Consider the following 23,057-nt stretch of genomic DNA (forward strand, 5'->3'; position numbering starts at 1 on the left):
ATTTTAGTTTCGTAACGATTCCTTTATATGATTCTTTCCGTATTCGTTCAAAAATAGTTGATATTCTCCTATAAAAATGAAGCGGCTCAATGAATGGATTACTAAGATATTACCAAGACCTATTATAGATTTCATTTTTTGATATTCAGGTCTTTACAGAATCTTTATCGCAAAAGATTCTATTGCATCCATATTTCTCTAGTTCCTCAATCTGTCTATCTAAATTTTGATATTTAGAACTTTAGAAACCGTACCAAACCAAAATAGAGATATTTTAAGGGAGATAATCATTCCAAAAGATACAGTTGTAAAAGCTGAATATACTTAAGAGTTTGGTTGGGTATTTGAATACCAAGGAAAGAAATGCTGGCAATATAATTATAGTATTGAAGATATTATTGAATAAGAAAATAGGGGTAATTTAAATGTCAGAATTAAAATCATGTATAATATATGGAATTAACGTTGTTAATGAGAACGGAGATTTGAGTTACGACGCTGCAAATATTATAAGCTCAATAGCAGATAAATATGATGGAGTTGAAGCAAGATGGGCTGGAAGAAACGGTCAAGAACCATCATATGTTGTAATTGGGATTGTATTAGAAGATTACACTGAAAATGATTCATGTGTAGTCTTGGAAGAGCTTCTTCAAAAAGAAAAGGTAGCAGAAAGAACTTTTCCAATTCTACCAATCCTTAGAGACGTCGAAAATCTTTATAAAGAGCATGATTGTCTTAAAAATGTGGATTATGATAATATACCTTACACAATGATAATACACACTGAAGATTAAAGTTTTAAAAATATTTTAATTTTCGTATATATTTATGGCTAATTGTGATAAGAGATACCGAATAGTATGGAACAAACACAAGAAGCAACTCTTTCCTAATTGAAGGAATAGCTTGAATAAGTGCTTACCTCAAAGAAGTAATAATCGTGGAAGTTTATCGTGATACCTTTTTAGAGTAACATCACTAATAATAGTTTTATATACTTTTATCGAACCCATGAACTAATCATCAAAGGGTTCTTTTTTTATGTGGAATAATACCCTTTTGTAAATTGGCTTCAACTTTAGTAGCAATTGCAAAAAGGTAGAAGCATCTAAAAGATGCTTCTATAGCAGTGAAAATTAATAAACATAGGAAGTTCCAACGATTATGAGCAGTATAAATAACACTACTATTAGAGCAAATCCAGCTCTGTGGTGATGATGTTCTTCGCTCATCTTTAGAACACCCCCTTGGTTATAGATATATTTAGTTTATGTTTTTTACGCAAAATTGCTTGTACTTAAGGACAAAAATGAAGAATTCATACAGGTTTTACTTTAAAGGATTATGTGTAACAGAAGTTAGTAGTGGCAATAAGATTTTTCGATTTATTTGGGGAATTTAGTGAATGATTGATGAAAATTAAAAAGGCGACTATATAGTCGCCATGTAGAAAGTTTGCGGAAAAATAGGAAATTATTCCACAAATGTTAGTTTACCATACTTTGTAATTTTTTACATTAGCTTTTTGAATATCTTAACAAAATGATTAGAAAAGGCTAGTGCGGAATAACTACCCAAGCATTAGGTAAATATCGCATACCGACAGCTGTATCCGTAGCGGGCTTTAACAGCAATTGTCCATTATGGATCATCGTTGTGGATCCTCCGCCATCCATTGCAATGGCATTAGTTACTTGATATTTCTCAAACATCTGGGCCATGTCAGACATGGACGCGCCGCGATGTGTCTTATTCCAATAAAATCGGCCATCCGTGATAATCATGATAACATCTCCGTTTTTCGCTTGGCCAATGGCAGTGCGCGGCGCCCAGCCCCACGCTCCATCAATTGCAGGAGTTACTCGATTAACTCCATTCACAATCAATTGTGGACCAAAGCTTACCGCATCACTTACGCCTAAGTTCAGTAATTGATTGACAGAATATTTACCGGTTATGAATTGACCGTCTTTTAGAAAACCTCCGACAAGCTGTGGGATATTTCGATCTCCCTTTGGTGAAGCTAGGACATTTCCCTGACTAATAACAATTCCAGTCGCTTTTCCCCCTGAGCCAGTTCCTCCGCGATCCACAAATCCTCCTCCATTAATACCAGCAATTCCTTGATTTTCAGATATCAATTCGGAAAGTGCTTGACCTTTATCAGGCAGTCTTGATTGCACTAAATGAACCGTTGTTGGATCTGAAATGACCAAAATTTTTGCCGTATAGTTTGCTGTATCAATGGTATCCTCGTGAATATTCAATTGTTTACTTCCAATGTTATTAATGCTGTCAACTGCTGTCTGGACAGTTGGAGGATGATAAAATGCTTTTTTCAACTTATCGATCTCTGATTGTGGGAGTAGAAATCCCATATATTTCACATATCGGGCATGCTGCGTTGATAATACTGACCCGACTAGCATTTTTCTAAATTGTAAACCTTGATTTGTACCATATAAAAAACCGCCTCCTATGATGAAGACAGAAACAAAAACAATTGTAAAAACTCTCCAAAAGCGTTTCCTTGCTTTTTTTCGCTTTCGTTGAATACGAGAGCTTGTATTAACCTTATTTTTTAATTCATCCATGATGATTCTCCTTATTAAGAATGAAAATAAGTCAATGTACCAGTATATTGTACCTACAAAACATCCAAACTGCCAATCTACTTTTTGGAATTGGTAATAAAAAAGTACTATATATTATTATAGGAACTTTCTCTTATAATTTCATTAAAATATAATAAGAATTATACGGTAACAATAGCCAATAAGTATATCCTTAACAAAAAAGAAATATACGAATCCACTATTCTAGTGTAAAATAAAATCTAGAAAGGGGATGTATGGATGGATTTACAAGCAGGTTTATGGCAGCAGCAAACATTAAAGCTGACCATGACACAGGAATTGAAACAAGCCATTGAAATTTTACAATATTCAGCTCAAGAATTGTCTTCTTTTTTAGAAACAAAAGCGCTGGAGAACCCCCTTATACAGTTGGAACATTCCAATATAAAATTAATGGATCCTCATTTTGATTATACAAAGAAAAGTAAATTTAGAAAGATCGAAAAAGATGACAGGGATTGGGTGCAGCAAATTGCCAAAAAGTCAGGTTCATTACAGGAATACTTATTATTTCAGGCACATTTGAAAGCGCTAACAAAGACCGAAAAAAAAGTGATATATTGCCTTATTAATAGTCTTGATGCAAACGGGTATTTGAGCATTGAAAAAGAGGAACTAATAGAGACACTCGGTGTGGATGAAGAAGCGATATCAAAAGGAATTCTTTTTCTTCAATCACTTGAACCTGCAGGGGTCGGTGCGCAAAGCTTGCAAGAGTGTTTATTGCTGCAGGCAAAAAAAGAAGAGAAATGTCCGAAGCTTGTTTTTGATATTCTTCAAAATTACTTTATGGAATTTGCAGAAAAAAAGTGGAAAATAATATCGAAGAAACTGAATGTTGAAATTCAAAAGATTCAGGAAGCAGCTGATTTTATACAAACTCTTGATCCGCGTCCTGGATCACATTTTATTACGGAAAAACCACAGTATGTTTTGCCTGATTTAATTGTAATGGGTAATCAAAATAAACTAGATGTTTATTTATTTGAAAAGCATCTACCAAATGTGCAATTTCAAAAGGAATATTATACAATGATGTCAGCCTATAAGGATGTTCAGGTGCAGCAATTTTTAAAGGATAAGAACTATGATTTTCAATGGCTAATGAAAGGCTTGGAACAGCGAAAAGAAACGCTCTTAAAAGTCGGCCGCTCGATTTTACAGAAACAAATGGATTTCTTTCATAAGGGAAAGGGATATTTAAAGCCGATGACCATGAGAGAAGTAGCGGATGACATAGGAACGCATGAATCCACGGTCAGCAGGGCGGTTCGAGAAAAATATATCCAAACCCCCTTTGGAACTTTTGAGCTTAAGCATTTTTTCTCTGCGGCTTTACATAGTGCAGATGAAACGAATGCATCAGCTGTTCAAGTAAAGGATAAAATAGTCCAATTAATTCAGCAAGAAGACAAAATCAAGCCCCTTTCCGATCAAACGATCGTCGAAGCCCTGCAACAAGAAGGCATCACTGTTTCGAGAAGAACAGTAGCGAAATACCGGGATCAATTGAATATATTGCCCTCATCTAAAAGAAGACGGTTTATATAAGAAATGCTCCAGTGGCTAGCCAATAGACATTGGAGCCAAACACAAACCATACTAGTAAAAAACTATTTGTTAAAAATGTATTCTTTCTTATCCATTAATGGAAGGAGACTTATTCGTTGCAGCAAGTTGTGTTCTATACAAGAGAGAAATGCCAGCTTTGTGAAGATGCTAAGCAAATTCTGAACCTTCTTCAGGATGATTATTTATTTGAGGTTGTAGAGAAGGATATTGAAAGCAGTGATGAATGGACGGAAAAATACGGACTAATGATACCGGTAATTGAAATCGATGGAGAAATTGTTCAATATGGGCAAATCGATCCTTTTACAGTAAGTAAACGTTTGCAACAAAAAAGTTGATGCATCATAGTTGAATTATAAAAATACCCCTGCTAAAATAAAAAATGTAGCAAGGGTATTTTTTTTCGGATAGATGGGACACAATATGTCTATACGGGACACTTTTTGACCCGGAGAATAACAGAAGGGGCCATACTAGATGTACTCATTAATTGAGGTTCAAAAAAAATTATTACCCGATTTACTTTCTATTATGCAAAAAAGATATCAAATCCTTAGGTCGATTTATTTCATGGAGCCGGTCGGCAGAAGAACGCTCGCAGGTGAGCTTGGCCATTCTGAACGAGTTCTTCGCAGTGAAGTGGAATTTTTGAAAGATCAAAAGCTGATTACCATTCAATCTTCCGGAATGAGTGTGACAAAGTTAGGATTAAAGCTTTTACAGGATATGGAAAGTATGATGAGAGAGATTTCGGGGATTAATGAAATGGAAGAACAATTGAAAAAGATATTGAACCTTCAGGAAGTTGTTATCGTCGCTGGAGACAGTGATGAGACCCCATGGGTGAAAGGTGAACTCGGAAGAGCTTGTGCCATAAGAATGAAAGAACATCTTGATGGGAAAAATATCATAGCTGTAACAGGTGGCACAACCATGGCGACGGTTGCTGATATGCTGACAACCGATTTTGCCGAGAAGGAAATTGTATTCGTACCCGCACGTGGCGGTATTGGTGAGGATGTAAAAAATCAAGCTAATACAATATGTGCCAAGATGGCTGAAAATACTGGTTCGCAGCATCGTGTTCTTTATGTGCCGGATCAAGTCAGTAAGGAAGTATATGAGTCTATAGTAAAGGAGCCAATGATAAAAGAGGTTCTAAGTCTTATAAAAAATGCCAATATGGTTCTTCACGGTATTGGTGAGGCTTATACAATGGCGAAAAGGCGCAAAACAAAAGAAGAGGACATGGAGAAAATTACCGGTGGTCACGCTGTTGGGGAAGCATTCGGATATTATTTTAATGAAGCCGGCGAAATCGTACATAAAGTGCCGACGATTGGTCTTCAATTGAAAGATTTGCCGAATGTGCAAAATGTATTTGCCGTTGCGGGCGGAGCATCCAAAGCAAAGGCAATTAAAGCATTTATGAATGCTACCACCAAATCAACCGTATTGATAACGGATGAAGGTGCGGCAAAAGAAATACTTAACTTATAGCTTTTAAAAGGGATTACCCTTTTGAAAATACATTATTTGTTTATTATCCAAAGGAGGAAATATAAATGGCAGTAAAAATTGGTATTAACGGTTTTGGTCGTATCGGTCGTAATGTTTTTCGCGCAGCATTAAAAAATCCTAATGTAGAAGTTGTTGCAGTAAACGATTTAACAGATGCAAATATGCTTGCACATCTTTTACAATATGACAGTGTTCACGGAACACTTGAAGAAAAAGTTACAGTAGACGGAGACAGCCTAGTAGTTGGCGGCCACAAAGTGAAAGTTCTTGCTGAGCGTGAACCAGCACAACTTGGCTGGGGCGATCTTGGAGTGGAAATCGTTGTTGAATCAACTGGTCGTTTCACAAAACGTGCAGATGCAGCTAAACATTTAGAAGCAGGCGCTAAAAAAGTTATCATCTCTGCACCTGCAACTGATGAAGATATCACAATCGTAATGGGTGTTAATGAAGATAAATATGATGCTGCTAATCATAATGTTATCTCAAATGCATCTTGTACAACAAACTGCCTTGCGCCATTTGCAAAGGTACTTCATGAAAAATTCGGTATCAAACGCGGTATGATGACTACAGTTCACTCATACACAAATGATCAACAAATTCTTGATTTACCGCATAAAGATTACCGTCGTGCACGTGCAGCAGCTGAAAACATTATTCCAACAACAACTGGTGCTGCTAAAGCAGTTGCACTTGTATTACCTGAACTTAAAGGAAAATTAAACGGTATGGCAATGCGTGTTCCAACTTCAAACGTTTCTGTAGTTGATTTAGTTGCTGAACTTGATAAAACAGTTACTGCAGAAGAAGTTAATGCTGCATTGAAAGAAGCTGCTGAAGGCGAATTAAAAGGTATCTTAGCATACAACGACCTTCCATTAGTGTCTAAAGACTACAATGGTGTTCCTGCTTCTTCAACTGTTGATGGATTATCTACAATGGTATTAGATAACAATATGGTTAAAGTTCTTTCTTGGTATGATAACGAAACAGGTTATTCTAACCGTGTAGTAGACTTAGCTGATTATATTGCTCAAAAAGGACTATAATATCCATTAATATGACACATTAATTCAATATATGTGTTATACTTTTTGAAAAAATGAATGGATATTTAGAATCCCTACATCTATAATAAAAAAGGGAGCATTAGGGGAGAGGGGAACATTCCCCACTCCTTTTTTTATTAAAATGCTTTGAAAATTGTTGGCTTAATGCTAACAATAATCATTAATATTTCCTTAATAAAGGAGGCAAAGTAAGTTGAATAAAAAATCAATCAAGGATATCGATTTAAAAGGAAAACGTGTATTTTGCCGTGTTGATTTCAACGTTCCGTTAGAAAATGGAAATGTTACGGATGATACACGAATTCGTGCTGCATTGCCGACGATTCAATATTTAATCGACCAAGGCGCAAAAGTAATTCTTGCCAGCCACTTAGGACGTCCAAAAGGAAAAGTAGTGGAAGAGTTAAGATTAACTCCTGTTGCAAAACGCCTTAGCGAGTTACTACAAAAAGATATTCGTAAATCAAATGAAGCTTATGGAGAAATTGCCAAGAGCGATGTTGACAAACTAGAAAATGGTGATGTTCTTCTTCTTGAAAATGTTCGCTTCTATACAGGCGAAGAAAAAAATGATCCTGAGCTTGCAAAGGCATTTGCCGAATTAGCTGATGTTTATGTAAACGATGCATTTGGTGCAGCACATCGTGCGCATGCTTCCACTGAAGGTATCGCTAAGTTCTTGCCAGCAGTTGCAGGATTCTTAATGGAAAAAGAATTAGAAGTACTTGGAAAAGCATTATCAAATCCTGAGCGTCCTTTTACAGCCATTATTGGCGGAGCGAAAGTAAAAGACAAGATCGGTGTAATCGAAAATCTTCTTGAAAAAGTCGACAACTTAATTATCGGTGGCGGTTTAGCTTACACATTTGTAAAAGCTAAAGGATATGAAATCGGTAAATCCTTATTAGAAGAGGATAAAATCGAATTAGCTAAATCGTTTATGGAGAAAGCAAAACAGAAAAATGTGAATTTCTATATGCCTGTTGATGTTATTGTAGCAGATGATTTCTCTGATTCTGCGAATAAAAAGGTTGTATCGATTGAAGAAATTCCAGCAGACTGGGAAGCTTTGGATATTGGTCCGAAAACGGTTGAATTATATAAAGATGTCATTCAAAAATCAAAGCTTGTCATCTGGAATGGACCGATGGGTGTATTTGAATTAGATTCCTTTGCAAATGGAACTAAGGGTGTGGCCCAAGCACTGGCTGATGCAAATGATACATATTCCGTTATTGGCGGTGGAGATTCTGCTGCTGCAGTTGAGAAGTTCAACTTAGCAGATAAAATGGACCATATTTCTACAGGTGGCGGTGCATCCCTTGAATTTATGGAAGGTAAAGTTTTACCGGGTGTAGCGGCATTGAATGATAAGTAATTCTCATGGGAGAAAGGAAGATGGAAGATGCGTAAGCCAATTATCGCAGGAAACTGGAAAATGTTTAAAACATTACCGGAAGCAACTTCTTTTGCTCAGGAAGTAAAAGGTCTTGTTCCAAGTAATAATGTAGTAGATTCCGTTATTTGCTCACCAGCGTTGTTCCTAGAGCGTTTAGTGGAAGCTACAAAAGATTCAGATGTAAAAATTGGTGCACAAAACATGCACTTTGAAGAAAGCGGTGCTTTCACAGGGGAAATCAGTCCTAAAGCATTAGAAGATTTAGGTGTTGATTATGTCATTCTAGGTCATTCTGAGCGCCGCGAGATGTTCAATGAAACAGATGAAGCTGTCAATAAAAAAGTTTTATCTGCTTTTAAATATCATTTAACACCAATCGTATGTGTCGGTGAAACTCTTGCACAACGTGAAAATAATGAAACAAAAGAACTTGTTGGTTCACAAGTGAAAAAAGCTTTAACAGGTCTTACAGAAGATCAAGTTAGACAAACAGTTATTGCTTATGAACCAATCTGGGCAATCGGCACAGGAAAATCTTCTACAGCTGAAGATGCAAATGAAGTTTGTGCCCATATCCGCAGCGTTGTTGCAGAAAGCTTTTCTCAGGATGCTGCTGATGCGATTCGCATCCAATATGGCGGCAGTGTGAAACCTGCAAATATTAAAGAATATATGTCACAACCGGATATTGATGGGGCATTAGTTGGCGGTGCCAGCCTAGAGCCACAATCATTTTTACAACTTTTGGAGGCGGTAAGCCATGAGTAAATCTCCAGTCGCACTCATCATTTTGGATGGGTTTGGACTTCGCAGTGAAACAAAAGGTAATGCTGTTTCACATGCTAAGAAACCGAATTTTGACCGCTATTGGAATGAATTTCCTCACAATACACTTACAGCGAGCGGTGAGGCTGTGGGGTTACCAGAAGGTCAAATGGGAAACTCAGAAGTTGGGCATCTTAATATAGGTGCTGGGCGTATTGTCTACCAAAGTTTAACAAGAGTGAATGTAGCGATCCGTGAAGGAGAGTTTGAGAAGAACCCGACTCTTGTTGAAGCGGTAGAGCATGCGAAAAAGAACGGAACAGCACTTCACCTATTTGGACTTTTATCTGATGGCGGAGTTCACAGCCACATTAATCACATGTTTGCTTTATTAAAATTAGCAGCAGATCAAGGTCTTGATAAGGTTTACGTCCATGCTTTTCTGGACGGACGTGATGTAGGTCCGAAAACAGCTGCTAAATATATTAAGGAAACCCAAGAAAAGTTTAAGGAATATGGTGTTGGAGAGTTTGCTACTATTTCAGGCCGTTATTACTCAATGGACCGTGATAAGCGTTGGGAACGTGTAGAAAAATCTTATCGCGCCATGGTATACGGGGAAGGTCCTACTTATACAGATCCATTACAGCTTGTAGAGGATTCTTATGAGCATGGTATTTTAGACGAGTTCGTCATTCCTTCTGTTATCACAAAGGAAAATGGCGAGCCGGTTGCTACGATTCAGGATAATGATGCTGTTATTTTCTATAACTTCCGTCCGGACCGTGCAATTCAAATCTCAAACACGTTTACGAATGAGGATTTCCGTTCATTTGATCGCGGGCCAAAACATCCTAAAAACTTATTTTTTGTATGTATGACCCTATTCTCTGAATCAGTGGATGGATATGTTGCTTTTAAACCAGTCAATCTTGATAATACACTTGGTGAGGTTTTATCACAAAACGGTTTAAAACAACTTCGCATTGCGGAGACAGAAAAGTATCCTCATGTTACATTCTTTATGAGCGGTGGTCGTGAAGCAGAGTTCCCTGGTGAGACAAGAATTCTGATTAATTCACCTAAAGTCGCAACGTATGATTTGAAGCCAGAGATGAGCGCATATGAGGTAACAGAGGCGCTTCTCGATCAAATTCAAAATGATAAGCAAGATGCAATTATCCTAAACTTCGCTAATCCTGATATGGTTGGACACTCAGGTATGCTAGAGCCAACTGTTAAAGCAATTGAAGCAGTCGACGAATGCTTAGGTAAAATCGTTGATTTAATTGTTGAAAAAGGCGGTACAGCGATTATTACTGCGGATCATGGAAACGCCGATGAAGTAGTAACGCTAGAAGGACAGCCAATGACTGCCCATACCACGAATCCAGTTCCTGTTATTGTCACAAAACAAGGCATTGAATTGCGTGATGGCGGAATTCTAGGTGATTTGGCACCAACAATGCTAGACTTATTAAATGTTGAAAAACCAAAAGAAATGACAGGTTCATCTTTAATTAAACATTAATTTTTTTATGAAAAGGAGATAGTTACAATGCCACATATTACAGAAGTATACGCACGTGAAGTATTAGATTCTCGCGGTAATCCAACAGTAGAAGTAGAAGTTTATACACAATCAGGAGCATTTGGCCGCGCATTAGTGCCAAGCGGTGCTTCCACTGGAGAATACGAAGCAGTAGAACTTCGCGATGGAGATAAAGACCGTTACCTTGGAAAAGGCGTTCAAAAAGCAGTTCAACACGTAAACGAAGTAATTGCTGAAGCGATTATCGGATATGACGTAACAGAACAAGTTCTTATTGATAAAGTACTTATTGAATTAGATGGCACTGAAAACAAAGGTAAATTAGGTGCTAACGCAATTCTAGGTGTTTCCATGGCAGTAGCTCGCGCAGCTGCAGATTTCCTAGGAGTAGAATTATATCAATATCTTGGCGGTTTCAATGCAAAACAATTGCCAACACCAATGATGAACATTGTAAACGGTGGAGAGCATGCGGATAACAACGTGGATATTCAAGAATTTATGATCATGCCTGTTGGTGCTCCTACATTTAAAGAAGCACTTCGTATGGGTGCAGAAGTATTCCATAACTTAAAATCAGTTCTAAAAGCAAAAGGCTTAAACACAGCTGTTGGTGATGAAGGTGGATTTGCTCCAAACCTTGGATCTAACGAAGAAGCTCTTCAAACAATCATTGAAGCAATCGAAAAAGCTGGCTACAAACCAGGCGAAGACGTTATGCTTGCAATGGATGCGGCATCTTCAGAGTTCTATAACAAAGAAGACGGAAAATACCATTTATCAGGTGAAGGTGTTGTGAAAACATCTGCAGAAATGGTTGACTGGTATGAAGAACTTGCTTCTAAATATCCAATCATCTCCATTGAAGATGGTTTAGATGAAAATGACTGGGAAGGCCATAAGCTTCTAACAGAACGTCTTGGCAAAAAAGTTCAACTAGTTGGTGACGATTTATTCGTAACAAATACGAAAAAACTTTCTGAAGGTATTAAAAACGGTGTAGGTAACTCTATCCTTATCAAAGTGAACCAAATTGGTACTTTGACAGAAACATTTGATGCAATTGAAATGGCAAAACGCGCTGGTTATACAGCAGTTGTATCTCACCGATCTGGTGAAACAGAAGATACAACTATTGCTGATATCGCAGTTGCGACAAACGCAGGCCAAATCAAAACAGGTGCACCATCTCGTACAGACCGTGTTGCGAAATACAACCAATTACTTCGCATCGAAGATCAACTTGGCGAAACTGCACAATACCTTGGTAAAAACTCATTCTATAACTTATCTAAATAATTTACTTAAACTGTCAGGTCTGTGGATCTGGCAGTTTTTTATGTGAAAATGACGTTTTATTTGCTCAACCTTATTTTTGATGCTTTCTTTGCAGAACCTTTTTTAGCGAAAAATAAAGAATCCCGCCAATATAACGGATAATCCCGCGAAATTTAAGCATTATTCCGCCAAATTGGGTAATAATTCCGCGAACTTACCATATTCAATATCTCGTCCGTTAAAATTTGATTGTATCTAATTGGCTGTTATGATACATTAAATATATCTATAGTGTTCCGGATTGCTAAATTAGATTGGACAACCGTCTAAAATCAGCATTCTGTGATTGTTTTTTCAGGAGGTGGGTCTTCATGCATACGTTATTTTTGACCTTATTAATTATTGATGCGGTTGCTTTAATTGCTGTCGTCATATTACAATCTAGTAAAAGTGCTGGTCTTTCAGGAGCTATTTCCGGTGGAGCGGAGCAACTTTTCGGGAAACAAAAAGCTCGTGGTATGGATTTAGTGCTTCACAGAATCACGATTGTCCTTGCTGTATTATTTTTCATATTTGCATTAGCAGTTACTGTTTTTGGAGAATAAGAAAAGAGTACTCAACCTGGCCGCTGGATGGTCAGGTTTGTTTTTTATTCATAAGCTGTGTTGTTATGATATTCTGTTTTAATAGGGTTGGAAGCAGCTTATCTCGAGGAATCTGCTTTACATAATTAATGCAATAAACTCATATCAAAGCGTATTTGTGGAATGTTTACATATACTCTGTTAAAAATAATATGGAACGAATCGAAATTAAAGGAGTTTGTACATCATGAAAATAGTAGCACCTAAGCCATTTACATTCGAAGGAGGAAAAAGAGCTGTATTACTGCTCCACGGTTTCACCGGCAGCTCGGCGGATGTCCGAATGCTAGGGAGATTTTTAGAGTCAAAAGGCTACACATGCCATGCCCCAATTTATAAAGGACACGGTGTACCTCCAGAAGAGTTGGTTCACACGGGACCTAATGACTGGTGGCAAGATGTCATGAAAGGCTATGAGCATCTTAAAGAAAAAGGCTATGAGGAAATTGCAGTTGCAGGTCTTTCGCTAGGTGGAGTATTTTCCCTAAAATTGGGTTACACTGTAGCAATAAAGGGAATTATCCCAATGTGTGCACCTATGTATATAAAAAGTGAAGAAACCATGTATAACGGAGTGGTGGATTACGCTCGTCAATATAAAAAATTCGAAGGAAAAAGTCCAGAACAAATTGAAACAGAAATTGAAGAATTTAAAAAAACACCAATGGGAACATTGAAAGCACTGCAAGATTTAATAGCTGATGTTCGCAAAAATGTTGACATGATCTATGCCCCGACTTTTGTTGTTCAAGCAAGACATGATGAAATGATCAATACAGACAGCGCGAATATTATTTATAATGAAGTAGAATCGGACAAAAAACAGATAAAATGGTACGAGGAATCTACTCATGTGATTACACTAGGAAAAGAAAAGGAACAGCTGCATGAGGATGTGTACGAGTTTTTAGAAACATTGAATTGGACTGTCTAAAAAACATGAACAATGTTCCCAATGACGGAGGGATAAAATTTGGAAGAAAATATACTTTCACGGGTTGACCGTATTTTACATTATATGAGAGATGAAACTTATAAACCTTTAACGGTTCAAGAACTTGAAGCCGCATTTGGGATTGAGGATTCAACGGATTTTAAAGATTTTGTAAAAACACTTGTATATATGGAAGAAAAGGGACTGGTGGTTAGAACAAGAAGCAATCGCTATGGACTCCCTGAAAAAATGAATTTGGTACGAGGAAAACTAACAGGACATGCAAAGGGCTTTGCCTTTGTTACACCCGAAGAGCCAGGGTATGACGACATTTTTATCCCTCCGCATGAAACGAATAATGCGATGCATGGGGATATTGTTCTTGTTCGTGTTTCAGCAGAAAGTTCGGGTGCAAGACGAGAAGGTACCGTTGTACGAATCTTAGAGCGCGGTATTAAAGAAATCGTCGGAACTTATACGGAAAGTAAATACTTTGGATTTGTCATTCCGGATGATAAGAAGCTTGATAGTGATGTTTTTATACCGAAAAATGCAAATGCAGGCGCAGTGGAAGGGCACAAAGTTGTCGTTCGGTTAACATCCTATCCTGAAGGAAGAAAAAATGCAGAGGGAGAAGTAATTAAAGTCCTTGGTCATAAAAATGATCCTGGAGTAGATATTCTCTCAGTAATTCATAAATACGGACTTCCACAAGGCTTTCCGGAAGAAGTATTAGATCAGGCGAATAGCGTCCCTGACACTATTGAGGAGAGTGAAATCGGCAACCGCCGTGATCTGCGCGGTGAAATGATCGTGACAATTGATGGGGCAGATGCGAAGGATTTAGATGATGCTGTAACCGTAACAAAATTAGATAATGGAAACTATAAGCTAGGTGTTCATATTGCAGATGTCAGCCATTATGTAACAGAAGGTTCTCCAATCGATAAAGAAGCATTTGAAAGAGGAACTAGTGTTTACTTAGTGGACCGTGTCATTCCAATGATACCGCATCGTTTATCGAACGGTATTTGCTCGCTTAATCCGAAAGTGAACCGTTTTACCTTATCTTGTGAAATGGAGATTAATGATCAGGGGGAAGTGGTCAGTCACGAAATTTTCGAAAGTGTCATTAAAACAACGGAAAGAATGACGTACTCCGATGTTAATAAGATTTTAGTAGAAAAAGATGAGGAACTGAGAAATCATTATAAAGAATTGGTTCCAATGTTTGAAACAATGGAAGAGCTTGCCGGGATCCTTCGAAATAAAAGAATGCATCGCGGTGCTATTGACTTTGATTTTAAAGAAGCAAAGGTTATTGTGGATGAAGATGGCAAACCTACCGATGTCGTAACTAGAGAGCGCTCTGTTGCAGAAAGATTAATTGAAGAGTTTATGCTTGCAGCTAATGAAACGGTTGCGGAACATTTTCACTGGCTTGAGGTACCTTTTATGTACCGTATTCATGAGGATCCAAAAGCTGAAAAGCTTCAACGCTTTTTTGAATTTATCACGAACTTTGGACTTATCGTCAGAGGGACGGCAAATGCCGTTCATCCAAGAGCATTGCAGGAAATTATTGAAGCGGTGCAAGGAAAACCGGAGGAAATGGTTGTTTCCACTGTCATGTTAAGGTCGATGCAGCAGGCAAAATATGATCCTGAAAGTCTTGGACATTTTGGGCTATCAACACAGTTTTATACTCACTTCACATCACCGATTCGCCGTTATCCTGATTTAATTGTGCATCGCTTGATCCGCACTTATTTAATTGAAGGAAAATTAGATGAGGCAACTCGTGCAAAATGGGATGCGGTTTTACGTGAAATTGCTGATCATACATCAAAGATGGAAAGAAGAGCGGTTGATGCGGAACGAGAAACAGATGAATTGAAAAAGGCAGAATTCATGGAAGATAAAATTGGCGAAGAATTTGATGGAATCATCAGTTCTGTCACTAATTTCGGGATGTTTGTGGAATTGCCGAACACGATTGAAGGTCTTGTCCATGTGAGCTATATGACAGATGATTATTATCGCTATGATGAGCGCCAATATGCTATGATAGGGGAAAGGACAGCAAATGTCTTCCGAATCGGCGATGAAATTACCGTTCGTGTCATCAAAGTAAATAAAGATGAACATGATATTGACTTTGAAATTGTCGGCATGAAAAATAACAGACCACGTCGCAGCGATGATAAACCGCGTATTGTTAAGGTTCGCGGTCATAAAAAAGATTCGAAGCGAAAAGGTCCAGGTAATGAAGAAAATGAGGGAGAATGGTCTAATCGTCCACCTCAAGCGAAAAAGAAGAAGAAAAAGTCATTCTCTAATAAACCAAAAAATAATCGGAACAAGAAAAGAAAATAAAAAGATAGTGCCAGGCACCGATAAGTGCCTGGCTTTCGAAACAGTTTTTAGAATGGGGGAGTCAGAATGCCAAAAGGGGAAGGCAAGGTTGTTGCCCAAAACAAAAAGGCTGGCCATGATTATTTTATTGAAGAAACATATGAAGCTGGAATTGTGCTGCAAGGAACGGAGATAAAGTCGATTCGGGCCGGAAGAGTAAATCTAAAAGATTCTTTTGCACGTATTCATAAAGGCGAAGTATTTCTTTATAATATGCATATTAGCCCTTATGAACAGGGAAATCGCTATAATCATGATCCTTTAAGAACAAGAAAGCTTTTGCTTCATCGTAAACAAATCAATAAATTGATTGGTGAAACGAAAGAGCAAGGATATGCGCTTGTACCGCTAAAGATGTACTTAAAAGATGGATTCGCAAAAGTATTAATTGGATTAGGAAAAGGGAAGAAGAACTACGATAAACGAGAAGATTTAAAGAAAAAAGAAGCAAAGCGCGAGATCGAAAAGGCATTTAAAGCAAAGCAGCAGCAATACTGATGAGAGATACAGAAATTTACAATTGAAATATACGATAAACATGTTATAATAGTACATGTAGCCAGTTAATAAGTTATTAATTTTGTAGCGCATAGCTCATAAGGATTGATCCTAAATCCCAATATATTATATATGGGGACGTTACGGATTCGACAGGGGTAGTTTGAGCTTGAGTTGCGAGCCGAGGGGTCGACCTCGTAAAAACGCAAGCCTAAATATAACTGGCAAATCTAAACAAAACCTAGCTTTAGCTGCCTAATAAGCACTGAGCTGATCCTCCCTCCATCGCCCATGTGGTAGGGTCAGGGTCTCAACTTAAGTGGGATACGCCGGACGTCCTCCGCCTGGGGACTATGGAAGAGAACAATCAGGCTAGCATCACGGACGCCTGTCGGTAGGCATATGTTGATGCGAAACCAAAATATATCGACTACGCTCGTAGAAGCTTAAGTGGCAATATTTCTGGACGTGGGTTCGATTAGTAAATTAGTCGCCTTGTATGGTAACATACAAGTGAAAATCCGGCTTTATCGGTGAAACCTAAGCTACTATTGTAGTAAGGCAATACCGAGCGGTATGTGGAGTAATCCAACAGCCGTGTATCGACTTATAGGCTGCCACCGTTTCTAGTGGTAGTACTAGGATGCGAAAATGATATCACCATTGATAAATTTTTCTTTCGCATAATACGCCGGGGGACCTGTTCATATTACAGGTTCAAGATATAGTCAGTGCCATGACGAAAGCATGGAAGAGCACGTCCCACCGTCTCCACCAAATACATAGTTGGTGGATTTTTCATTTTGTGACTTGAACCATAAAAATGTCACACTTACAATTTTATTCTTTAAAATTTAAGTGACAATTTTATGCTTTAAAGAATCATTTGAATTTTATGCTGGTTCTTGTTTATTTTTGAAAAGCTGTAGACATGTCTACAGCTCAGACTGTAGACAAACTCGATGAAGATCGAGCTTGCCTACAGTCTTTTTTGTTTTAAAATATAAATAGAAATAATACTTGGGGTGATGAAGATGCTTTCAAAACATAATTCCATTCAACGTGATCAAGTAGAAATGATCGCTTTAGACCAGTTGGTTCCCGAAAATCATTTAGTCCGAAAAATGGAGGCAGCGATTGATTTCTCTTTCATTTATGATTTAGTGGAAGAAACATATTCCGCAGTTGGACGCCCAAGTATTGATCCCGTGATCTTGATTAAACTTACCTTTATTCAATATACATTTGGCATTCGTTCGATGCGTCAAACGATTGAAGAATTAAAAACGAATATGGCCTATCGCTGGTTTCTTGGTTATGGTTTCTATGATAGAGTCCCTCATTTCTCTACCTTTGGAAAAAACTATGAGCGTCGTTTTAAAGATACCGATTTGTTTGAACAGATTTTCTATCGAATTCTAAAAACAGCAGCGGAAAAGAATTTGATAAGTGCAGAACATGTTTTTATCGACTCCACTCATGTAAAAGCGAGTGCGAATAAACGTAAATTCGAAAAAAAGGTGGTCCGAAAAGAAACACGTGCCTATCAAGAACAGCTCCAAGAAGAAATCAATCAAGACCGGGAAGATCATGGAAAAAAGCCATTTCCACCAGATAAATTTGAAAAAGAAGATACAAAAGAAATAAAAGAAAGTACCACAGATCCTGAGAGTGGTTACTATGTGAAAGACGAACGGACTAAACAGTTCGCCTATTCTTTTCATGCAGCTTCTGACCGCAAAGGATTTGTTTTAGGAAATATGGTGACACCAGGAAATACCCACGATAGCGTAATCCTAGAACCATTAGTAGAACAAGTAATGGATATTGTAGGAAAGCCCGATGCCGTTGCGGCAGATGCAGCTTATAAAACACCGGCCATCACGAAATACTTAATCGAAAACGAAATGACACCTGCTTTACCTTATACAAGACCACGTACAAAAGAAGGTTTCTTCCGAAAACACGAGTACGTATATGATGAATACTATGATTGTTACATATGCCCATCAGGGGAGATATTGAATTACTCTACCACGACAAAAGAAGGGTATCGTGAATACAAATCTTCTAAGCATATTTGCGCTAATTGTCCATTTTTATCGCAATGTACGGAGAGTAAGGATCATCAAAAAGTAGTGACTCGTCATATTTGGCAAGAGTACCTTGAGGAAGCAGATCATCTTCGTCATCACAAAGAGGTAAAAACGATATATGCGAAACGCAAAGAAACGATTGAGCGTGTATTTGCAGACGCAAAAGAAAAGCATGGTATGCGTTGGACAACGTTAAGGGGACTTAAAAAATTGTCGATGCAGGCGATGCTTACTTTCGCTGCCATGAATTTGAAGAAAATGGCCAACTGGATATGGAAAGGTCCGGAAATGGCCTAGTAGATGAGGATGAGAGAGGTCAGCATACACCCAAAAAGGTAAAAAAGTAAGAACAAAATCAAAAGGGGTTCGGAATGTGACCATTCCGAACCCCTTTTGTCTACAATCTGAGCTGTAGACATGTCTACAGCTTTTTGTTTTTTATCCTACAAAAGATATAAGAGTCGAAAATTTTAAGAAATAGCATAATTTTAGAACTAAATAAGATTTAAATTTGTGAAATATTACAGGAATAAAAAACTTTAAGGTCCCTCAATTTTTATGAGCAAGATGAGGGTTATGGTAAAAAATTCCAAATTATTTCGAGGAAGATTTTCTGTTTATTCCGCATTAAGAGACGAAAACCATATTGTTTGAATGTAAGGATTGTCAGGGAACTAGCTTGGTCTTATGTGTTTTAAACAGTGATATTTTATCGTCAAAGCTTTCGTATCGATAAGAATGTTCACTCACACATGTTAGTGCAAATTGTTCATCAAACCCAATCATTGCGCCCTCATAAGGCCTTCATTACGCTTATTATAGACAATGATTCCATAAGCTTTCATATTCAGTAGCTGTTGATAGATTAGTACATATGTTGCTTTGGAATAAAGTTTTATCAAAATATTGTTACAGCCATTGAAATGTACCACTTTTGACATTAGTTAAAATGGAGTTAGTGGAAAGAAAATTTTCTAAGGAAGGCCGAAGAGAAGTGAAATTAAAATAACTATTTAAGGTAAAAAGTTTCAAATAAATCTAGTGAAAATTCGGTATCTTATATGGCTATGCTGTTCGCATTAGATAAAATGCCCGAAGAAGATATTCAGTCTTTACTTCGTATTAGAAAGAACAATTAAATCACATAATTGAAAGTTGAATCGTTTTTAATAAATCGTGCGCATTTCTGTAGCAAAAGTGTGCTCTTCTTTAAGAATTGGCCATTTTAATGAGAAGTAAACTGAGGCACAAGTTATTTCATAAATCGGTGGTACTGTTTACTGTTTTAACTTATTAAAACTTAGACATTGAAAACAGGATCAAGCGGGTTAAAACTAGGATTGCAGTTTTATATGTAAATAGAAGAAAAAATTAACCACCCATTTAGAAAATAAACCACAAATTATATATCCAATCAATAGATGAAAATAGTTAGCACCTTTTGCAAATTGAATTTCATCAAGTTTTTCTTTTAATTTGCTTGCCACCAAAGGTTTACTTAAGAAATACCCTTGCCCCTGGTCACACAAATGCTCCTGAAGAAATAAAAGTTGTTCCTTTGTTTCTATACCTTCAGCAATCACGTTCATATTTAAACTATGTCCCATTGATATAATAGTTTTAACAATCTCCTCAACACTTGGATTGTTATAAAGATCGCGTACAAAAGACTGATCAATTTTTAATTTATCTCAGTCTAATTCTTTTTATAAGATATCTTATTTAAGTTTTTTTATACATTAGCCTCAACACACATCTCAGAACAAAGATTCATATACTACTAGGCAAATGTGGCAAAAAATACCCATTCTCTAGATCCTTGAATGGTTTTCTAAGAAGGGGGTGTCAGCCAAAACATTTATAATTGGAAAAGGAAACAAAGGATTATTTCGGTAGGACTAATCCTCCTTTACAAAGCTTAGACCCTTTCATCGAGCGCTTTTTGGCAGTGAAAGGGTCTTTGATTTTGAATTTATCCTACCTTACACCCAGGGGGAGAACGTGTCCCTAAGCATTTTTTTAATTTAAAAATACGTTTGAAACGCTTGTATTTGCTTTCAGAGGCATTTTTGTTTTTTGTGCCTGTAATGTATTTTTAATAATGGTCAATCACCCCATATATTTAAAACGAATACAATGATTGTGGCAGGATAATCACCTCCTTATTTTTGCCGAATCCAAAGCCTTTCAACTAAAAACTCTTGAAGCTCCAAAAAGCCTAAATGAAATGTTGGTGTTTTAGGCTTTTTGGTATGAAAACAAAAGGTAACTTTTCGAGAGTAAAAATGGAAAAACAAAATAAACTAAAGGACAGGAGAAAAGAGCAATTTATTCGCTCTTTTCCTCAAAATAAATCGAAATTAATTATTGGATTAGTTATTTTGCGTTGGATGGTTTTATCATTACGGTAGGTTTTAATACATTAGGATTTAAAGCATTCTATTTTTAATTGGGATGTTTGTTTCATTAATTGTTAGGCCCTCTAATTGTTAGCTGGATATTTTGGATTTACGATTTTATTAATTGGAAGGCCCCATTTTTCCATAGCTTAATTTTAAGCCTGAAACGGGCAACATTCGGTAAGTGTAAAGCCTAGATTCTTATCAAAGTTTGTCCTTATAAATGAGTATATATGTTGATTAGGCAATAGGAAATTATGTATATACTGGCCTCATTTACACTGTTTTTGACATTCTCCCTGGACACTTCTAAACAGTATATCATTTCTATTCTCTAATCTTTTCCACGTATATTCCCGACTTTATAAACAGACAATACTTGTAAGTTCAGCATTTTTAGGAGGAATAACAAAATGACTGTTGAAACTCAAGTATACCAAACACAGTAGCGGGATTAAAAAGTTCCTGGGCAAGCTTTGAACAATTTGCATTACAAACCGAAAACAAGAATGCAAAGCAACTATATCGAAAAACTCAAGCTATAATTGACAGTATCGAGCCCCGTGATTAACAAATACAACAAGAAGAGCTTCAATATAAGCAATAATGTCCAATGTTTTTGCTTGGCTTTATGGAGACCCAAATTGGGAATAAAACATTTTATTAATACAAAAATCATTGCAATTGTGTTTATTGAAATAATCATATACTCTTTCGATCATTTAAATCGTCAAGATAGAAGGTGCTTATTTTGAGTTGGATTTTCGGGCTTTATTTATTAAATACTGGTTTTATGATCATTATGATGATTCGTGAGGTACGGCGACCAGCAGTGGCATTAAATTGGATAGCCATTAGTTTTATATTCCCTGCGATTGGTTTTGTTCTCTATCTGATTACATCTAATCCCGTACGTATGAATCGCCGTAAAAAGCCGACTTCTACTTCTAACGAATCAGACACGTTACCGGATTCTTTTAGCAACTCAGCAAAAGTAATCGCACAAACATTGAAACACATGAGCGTGGGGGGATTAAGGTCTGGTCAAGTACAAGTGCTTATAAATGGGATGAAAACTTATGAAAGACTTATGAAATCTATACAGAACGCCAAAAAAACGATTGACCTGGAATATTACATATATAAAGATGACCAAATTGGGAGGCGTATTACGGATCTGCTTATCGCACGATCATTGGACGGTGTGCATATCCGCTTTATTAGGGACGGCTGGGGTAGCAGAAAATTATCCAAAACGCAGATTTCCCGGATGATGGATGCAGGGATAGAGTGCAGGACAATTTTTCCTTTACGTCCCCCTTGGGTATTTTCAACCCTGAATAACAGAGATCATTGTAAGATTGTCCTAATCGACGGTGGGGAAGCTTTTACCGGCGGGATTAATATTGGGGATGATTATGCTGGATTAAACCCAAATATAGGGTTCTGGCGTGATACTCATGTAAGAATAGCAGGTAAAGCATCATCTGATTTGAACCATATTTTCGAAGACCATTGGAATATTGCTTCGCCAGAACAAATAAAGTCAAAAACCAGAATGAAAACTAGGACAGGAAAAGATGGTTCTCCACTCAACACTACAATCAGCTTACCAAAACCATTTACCATGATGACAGAATGGAGCGCCGAGTTGGCAACTATTCAAGAAACAAACGCGAATAAAGATCCGGGCAGTGAGAAAATGAACCAAGCCTATGTACATACAGTTGAAGGGAATCCTGGGATTCCTACGCCTTTTATTAGGGAAGCCTACTTTATAGGGATAACACAAGCCACCAAAACCATTGACATCACCACACCCTATTTCGTGCCAGATCAAGATATTATTATGGGACTTAAGACAGCAGTGAAACGTGGAGTACGTGTAAGATTACTGGTTCCCCGGGAAGTCGATCAAAAAATCGTGGAACGGGCAAGCTTTACTTATTACGGAGAGTTGCTCGAAGCAGGGGTTCAAATCTTTCTATATAACAAAGGAATGTTGCACGCGAAGACGATGGTTATCGATGGGGAAGTAGCGGAAGTAGGGGCAGCAAACTATGATATGAGAAGCTTTCGCTTGAATTACGAAGTGAGTGAATTTTTTTACAGTAATGACGTGGCGATAGAACTTACACAACAATTTGAGCAGGATTTACAAGATTCTGTATCTTTGAAAGTAGAGGATATATTGCAGCGCTCTCCTTCCCAGCGTTTAATGCAGCAAGGCGCTCGTCTCCTTTTTCCGTTGCTGTAGCCATCAACATTTGAA

18 protein-coding genes, 1 other RNA gene and 1 pseudogene are annotated in these 23,057 nt (G+C 37.4%); 17 read left to right on the top strand and 3 right to left on the bottom strand.

The annotated features are described in order from the left end of the window. The first annotated feature begins 425 nt into the window (after positions 1-425). Positions 426-797: a hypothetical protein gene (locus tag NSQ59_RS07610; RefSeq protein ID WP_055738831.1), complete on the top strand. Its 372-nt coding sequence runs from the start codon at positions 426-428 to the stop codon at positions 795-797. 342 nt (positions 798-1,139) lie between these two features. On the opposite strand, the gene NSQ59_RS07615 is transcribed toward NSQ59_RS07610, so the two are convergent. Continuing rightward, a complete protein-coding gene (locus NSQ59_RS07615) occupies positions 1,140-1,235 on the bottom strand; it encodes a YjcZ family sporulation protein (RefSeq protein ID WP_126649447.1) in 96 nt (31 codons plus the stop codon). A 324-nt stretch (positions 1,236-1,559) separates the two neighbouring features. Next, positions 1,560-2,597 (bottom strand): phosphodiester glycosidase family protein, encoded by a 1,038-nt coding sequence (locus tag NSQ59_RS07620; RefSeq protein WP_055738832.1) that lies wholly within the window; start codon positions 2,595-2,597, stop codon positions 1,560-1,562. A 261-nt stretch (positions 2,598-2,858) separates the two neighbouring features. Between NSQ59_RS07620 and rpoN the strand changes: the two genes are divergently transcribed. From rpoN to NSQ59_RS07690, 14 genes are all read left to right on the top strand, one after another. Beyond that, positions 2,859-4,190 carry an RNA polymerase factor sigma-54 gene (gene rpoN, locus NSQ59_RS07625; protein ID WP_055738833.1) on the top strand — a complete coding sequence of 444 codons (1,332 nt, stop codon included), beginning with the start codon at positions 2,859-2,861 and terminating at the stop codon, positions 4,188-4,190. Positions 4,191-4,306: 116 nt separating this feature from the next. After that, positions 4,307-4,549: a glutaredoxin family protein gene (locus NSQ59_RS07630; protein ID WP_055738834.1), complete on the top strand. Its 243-nt coding sequence runs from the start codon at positions 4,307-4,309 to the stop codon at positions 4,547-4,549. Between the two features lie 139 nt (positions 4,550-4,688). Continuing rightward, complete coding sequence (locus NSQ59_RS07635; RefSeq protein WP_055738835.1) at positions 4,689-5,711, top strand: sugar-binding transcriptional regulator; 1,023 nt, start codon at positions 4,689-4,691, stop codon at positions 5,709-5,711. A gap of 65 nt (positions 5,712-5,776) precedes the next feature. Next, complete coding sequence (gap, locus tag NSQ59_RS07640; protein ID WP_055738836.1) at positions 5,777-6,784, top strand: type I glyceraldehyde-3-phosphate dehydrogenase; 1,008 nt, start codon at positions 5,777-5,779, stop codon at positions 6,782-6,784. Between the two features lie 214 nt (positions 6,785-6,998). Then, positions 6,999-8,183 carry a phosphoglycerate kinase gene (locus NSQ59_RS07645; protein WP_340830556.1) on the top strand — a complete coding sequence of 395 codons (1,185 nt, stop codon included), beginning with the start codon at positions 6,999-7,001 and terminating at the stop codon, positions 8,181-8,183. Between the two features lie 27 nt (positions 8,184-8,210). Next, positions 8,211-8,972, top strand: coding sequence for a triose-phosphate isomerase (gene tpiA, locus NSQ59_RS07650; RefSeq protein WP_340830558.1), 762 nt, complete (start codon positions 8,211-8,213; stop codon positions 8,970-8,972). Beyond that, on the top strand, positions 8,965-10,500 hold the full coding sequence (gene gpmI, locus NSQ59_RS07655) for a 2,3-bisphosphoglycerate-independent phosphoglycerate mutase (protein WP_055738839.1): 1,536 nt from the start codon (positions 8,965-8,967) through the stop codon (positions 10,498-10,500). Before tpiA ends, gpmI begins: the two co-directional genes overlap by 8 nt. Positions 10,501-10,527: 27 nt before the next feature. Further along, a complete protein-coding gene (eno, locus tag NSQ59_RS07660) occupies positions 10,528-11,820 on the top strand; it encodes a phosphopyruvate hydratase (RefSeq protein ID WP_055738840.1) in 1,293 nt (430 codons plus the stop codon). Between the two features lie 350 nt (positions 11,821-12,170). Then, positions 12,171-12,404, top strand: coding sequence for a preprotein translocase subunit SecG (gene secG, locus NSQ59_RS07665; protein ID WP_055738841.1), 234 nt, complete (start codon positions 12,171-12,173; stop codon positions 12,402-12,404). A 223-nt stretch (positions 12,405-12,627) separates the two neighbouring features. Next, a complete protein-coding gene (locus NSQ59_RS07670; protein WP_340833148.1) occupies positions 12,628-13,377 on the top strand; it encodes an alpha/beta hydrolase in 750 nt (249 codons plus the stop codon). An 84-nt stretch (positions 13,378-13,461) separates the two neighbouring features. Continuing rightward, positions 13,462-15,753: a ribonuclease R gene (gene rnr / locus NSQ59_RS07675; protein ID WP_445669238.1), complete on the top strand. Its 2,292-nt coding sequence runs from the start codon at positions 13,462-13,464 to the stop codon at positions 15,751-15,753. A 66-nt stretch (positions 15,754-15,819) separates the two neighbouring features. After that, a complete protein-coding gene (gene smpB, locus NSQ59_RS07680) occupies positions 15,820-16,290 on the top strand; it encodes an SsrA-binding protein SmpB (RefSeq protein ID WP_055738844.1) in 471 nt (156 codons plus the stop codon). A 142-nt stretch (positions 16,291-16,432) separates the two neighbouring features. Continuing rightward, positions 16,433-16,771, top strand: a transfer-messenger RNA (tmRNA) gene (gene ssrA / locus NSQ59_RS07685). A 553-nt stretch (positions 16,772-17,324) separates the two neighbouring features. Beyond that, the gene (locus tag NSQ59_RS07690; RefSeq protein ID WP_055742329.1) at positions 17,325-18,683 is read left to right on the top strand and encodes an IS1182 family transposase; all 1,359 of its coding nucleotides are present in this window, start codon (positions 17,325-17,327) and stop codon (positions 18,681-18,683) included. A gap of 1,037 nt (positions 18,684-19,720) precedes the next feature. Here NSQ59_RS07690 and NSQ59_RS07695 read toward each other — a convergent pair. Then, complete coding sequence (locus NSQ59_RS07695; protein WP_083489238.1) at positions 19,721-20,065, bottom strand: EAL domain-containing protein; 345 nt, start codon at positions 20,063-20,065, stop codon at positions 19,721-19,723. A gap of 1,133 nt (positions 20,066-21,198) precedes the next feature. On the opposite strand from NSQ59_RS07695, the pseudogene NSQ59_RS07700 reads away from it, so the two are divergent. Both NSQ59_RS07700 and NSQ59_RS07705 read left to right on the top strand, forming a co-directional pair. Next, positions 21,199-21,356 (top strand): annotated as a pseudogene (locus tag NSQ59_RS07700) (DUF1657 domain-containing protein). Between the two features lie 180 nt (positions 21,357-21,536). Then, positions 21,537-23,042, top strand: a complete 1,506-nt coding sequence (locus NSQ59_RS07705) for a phospholipase D-like domain-containing protein (protein ID WP_055738846.1) — start codon at positions 21,537-21,539, stop codon at positions 23,040-23,042. Positions 23,043-23,057 lie beyond the last annotated feature (15 nt).

This window comes from Margalitia sp. FSL K6-0131 (assembly GCF_038008735.1).
Taxonomy (GTDB): domain Bacteria; phylum Bacillota; class Bacilli; order Bacillales; family Bacillaceae_C; genus Margalitia; species Margalitia shackletonii.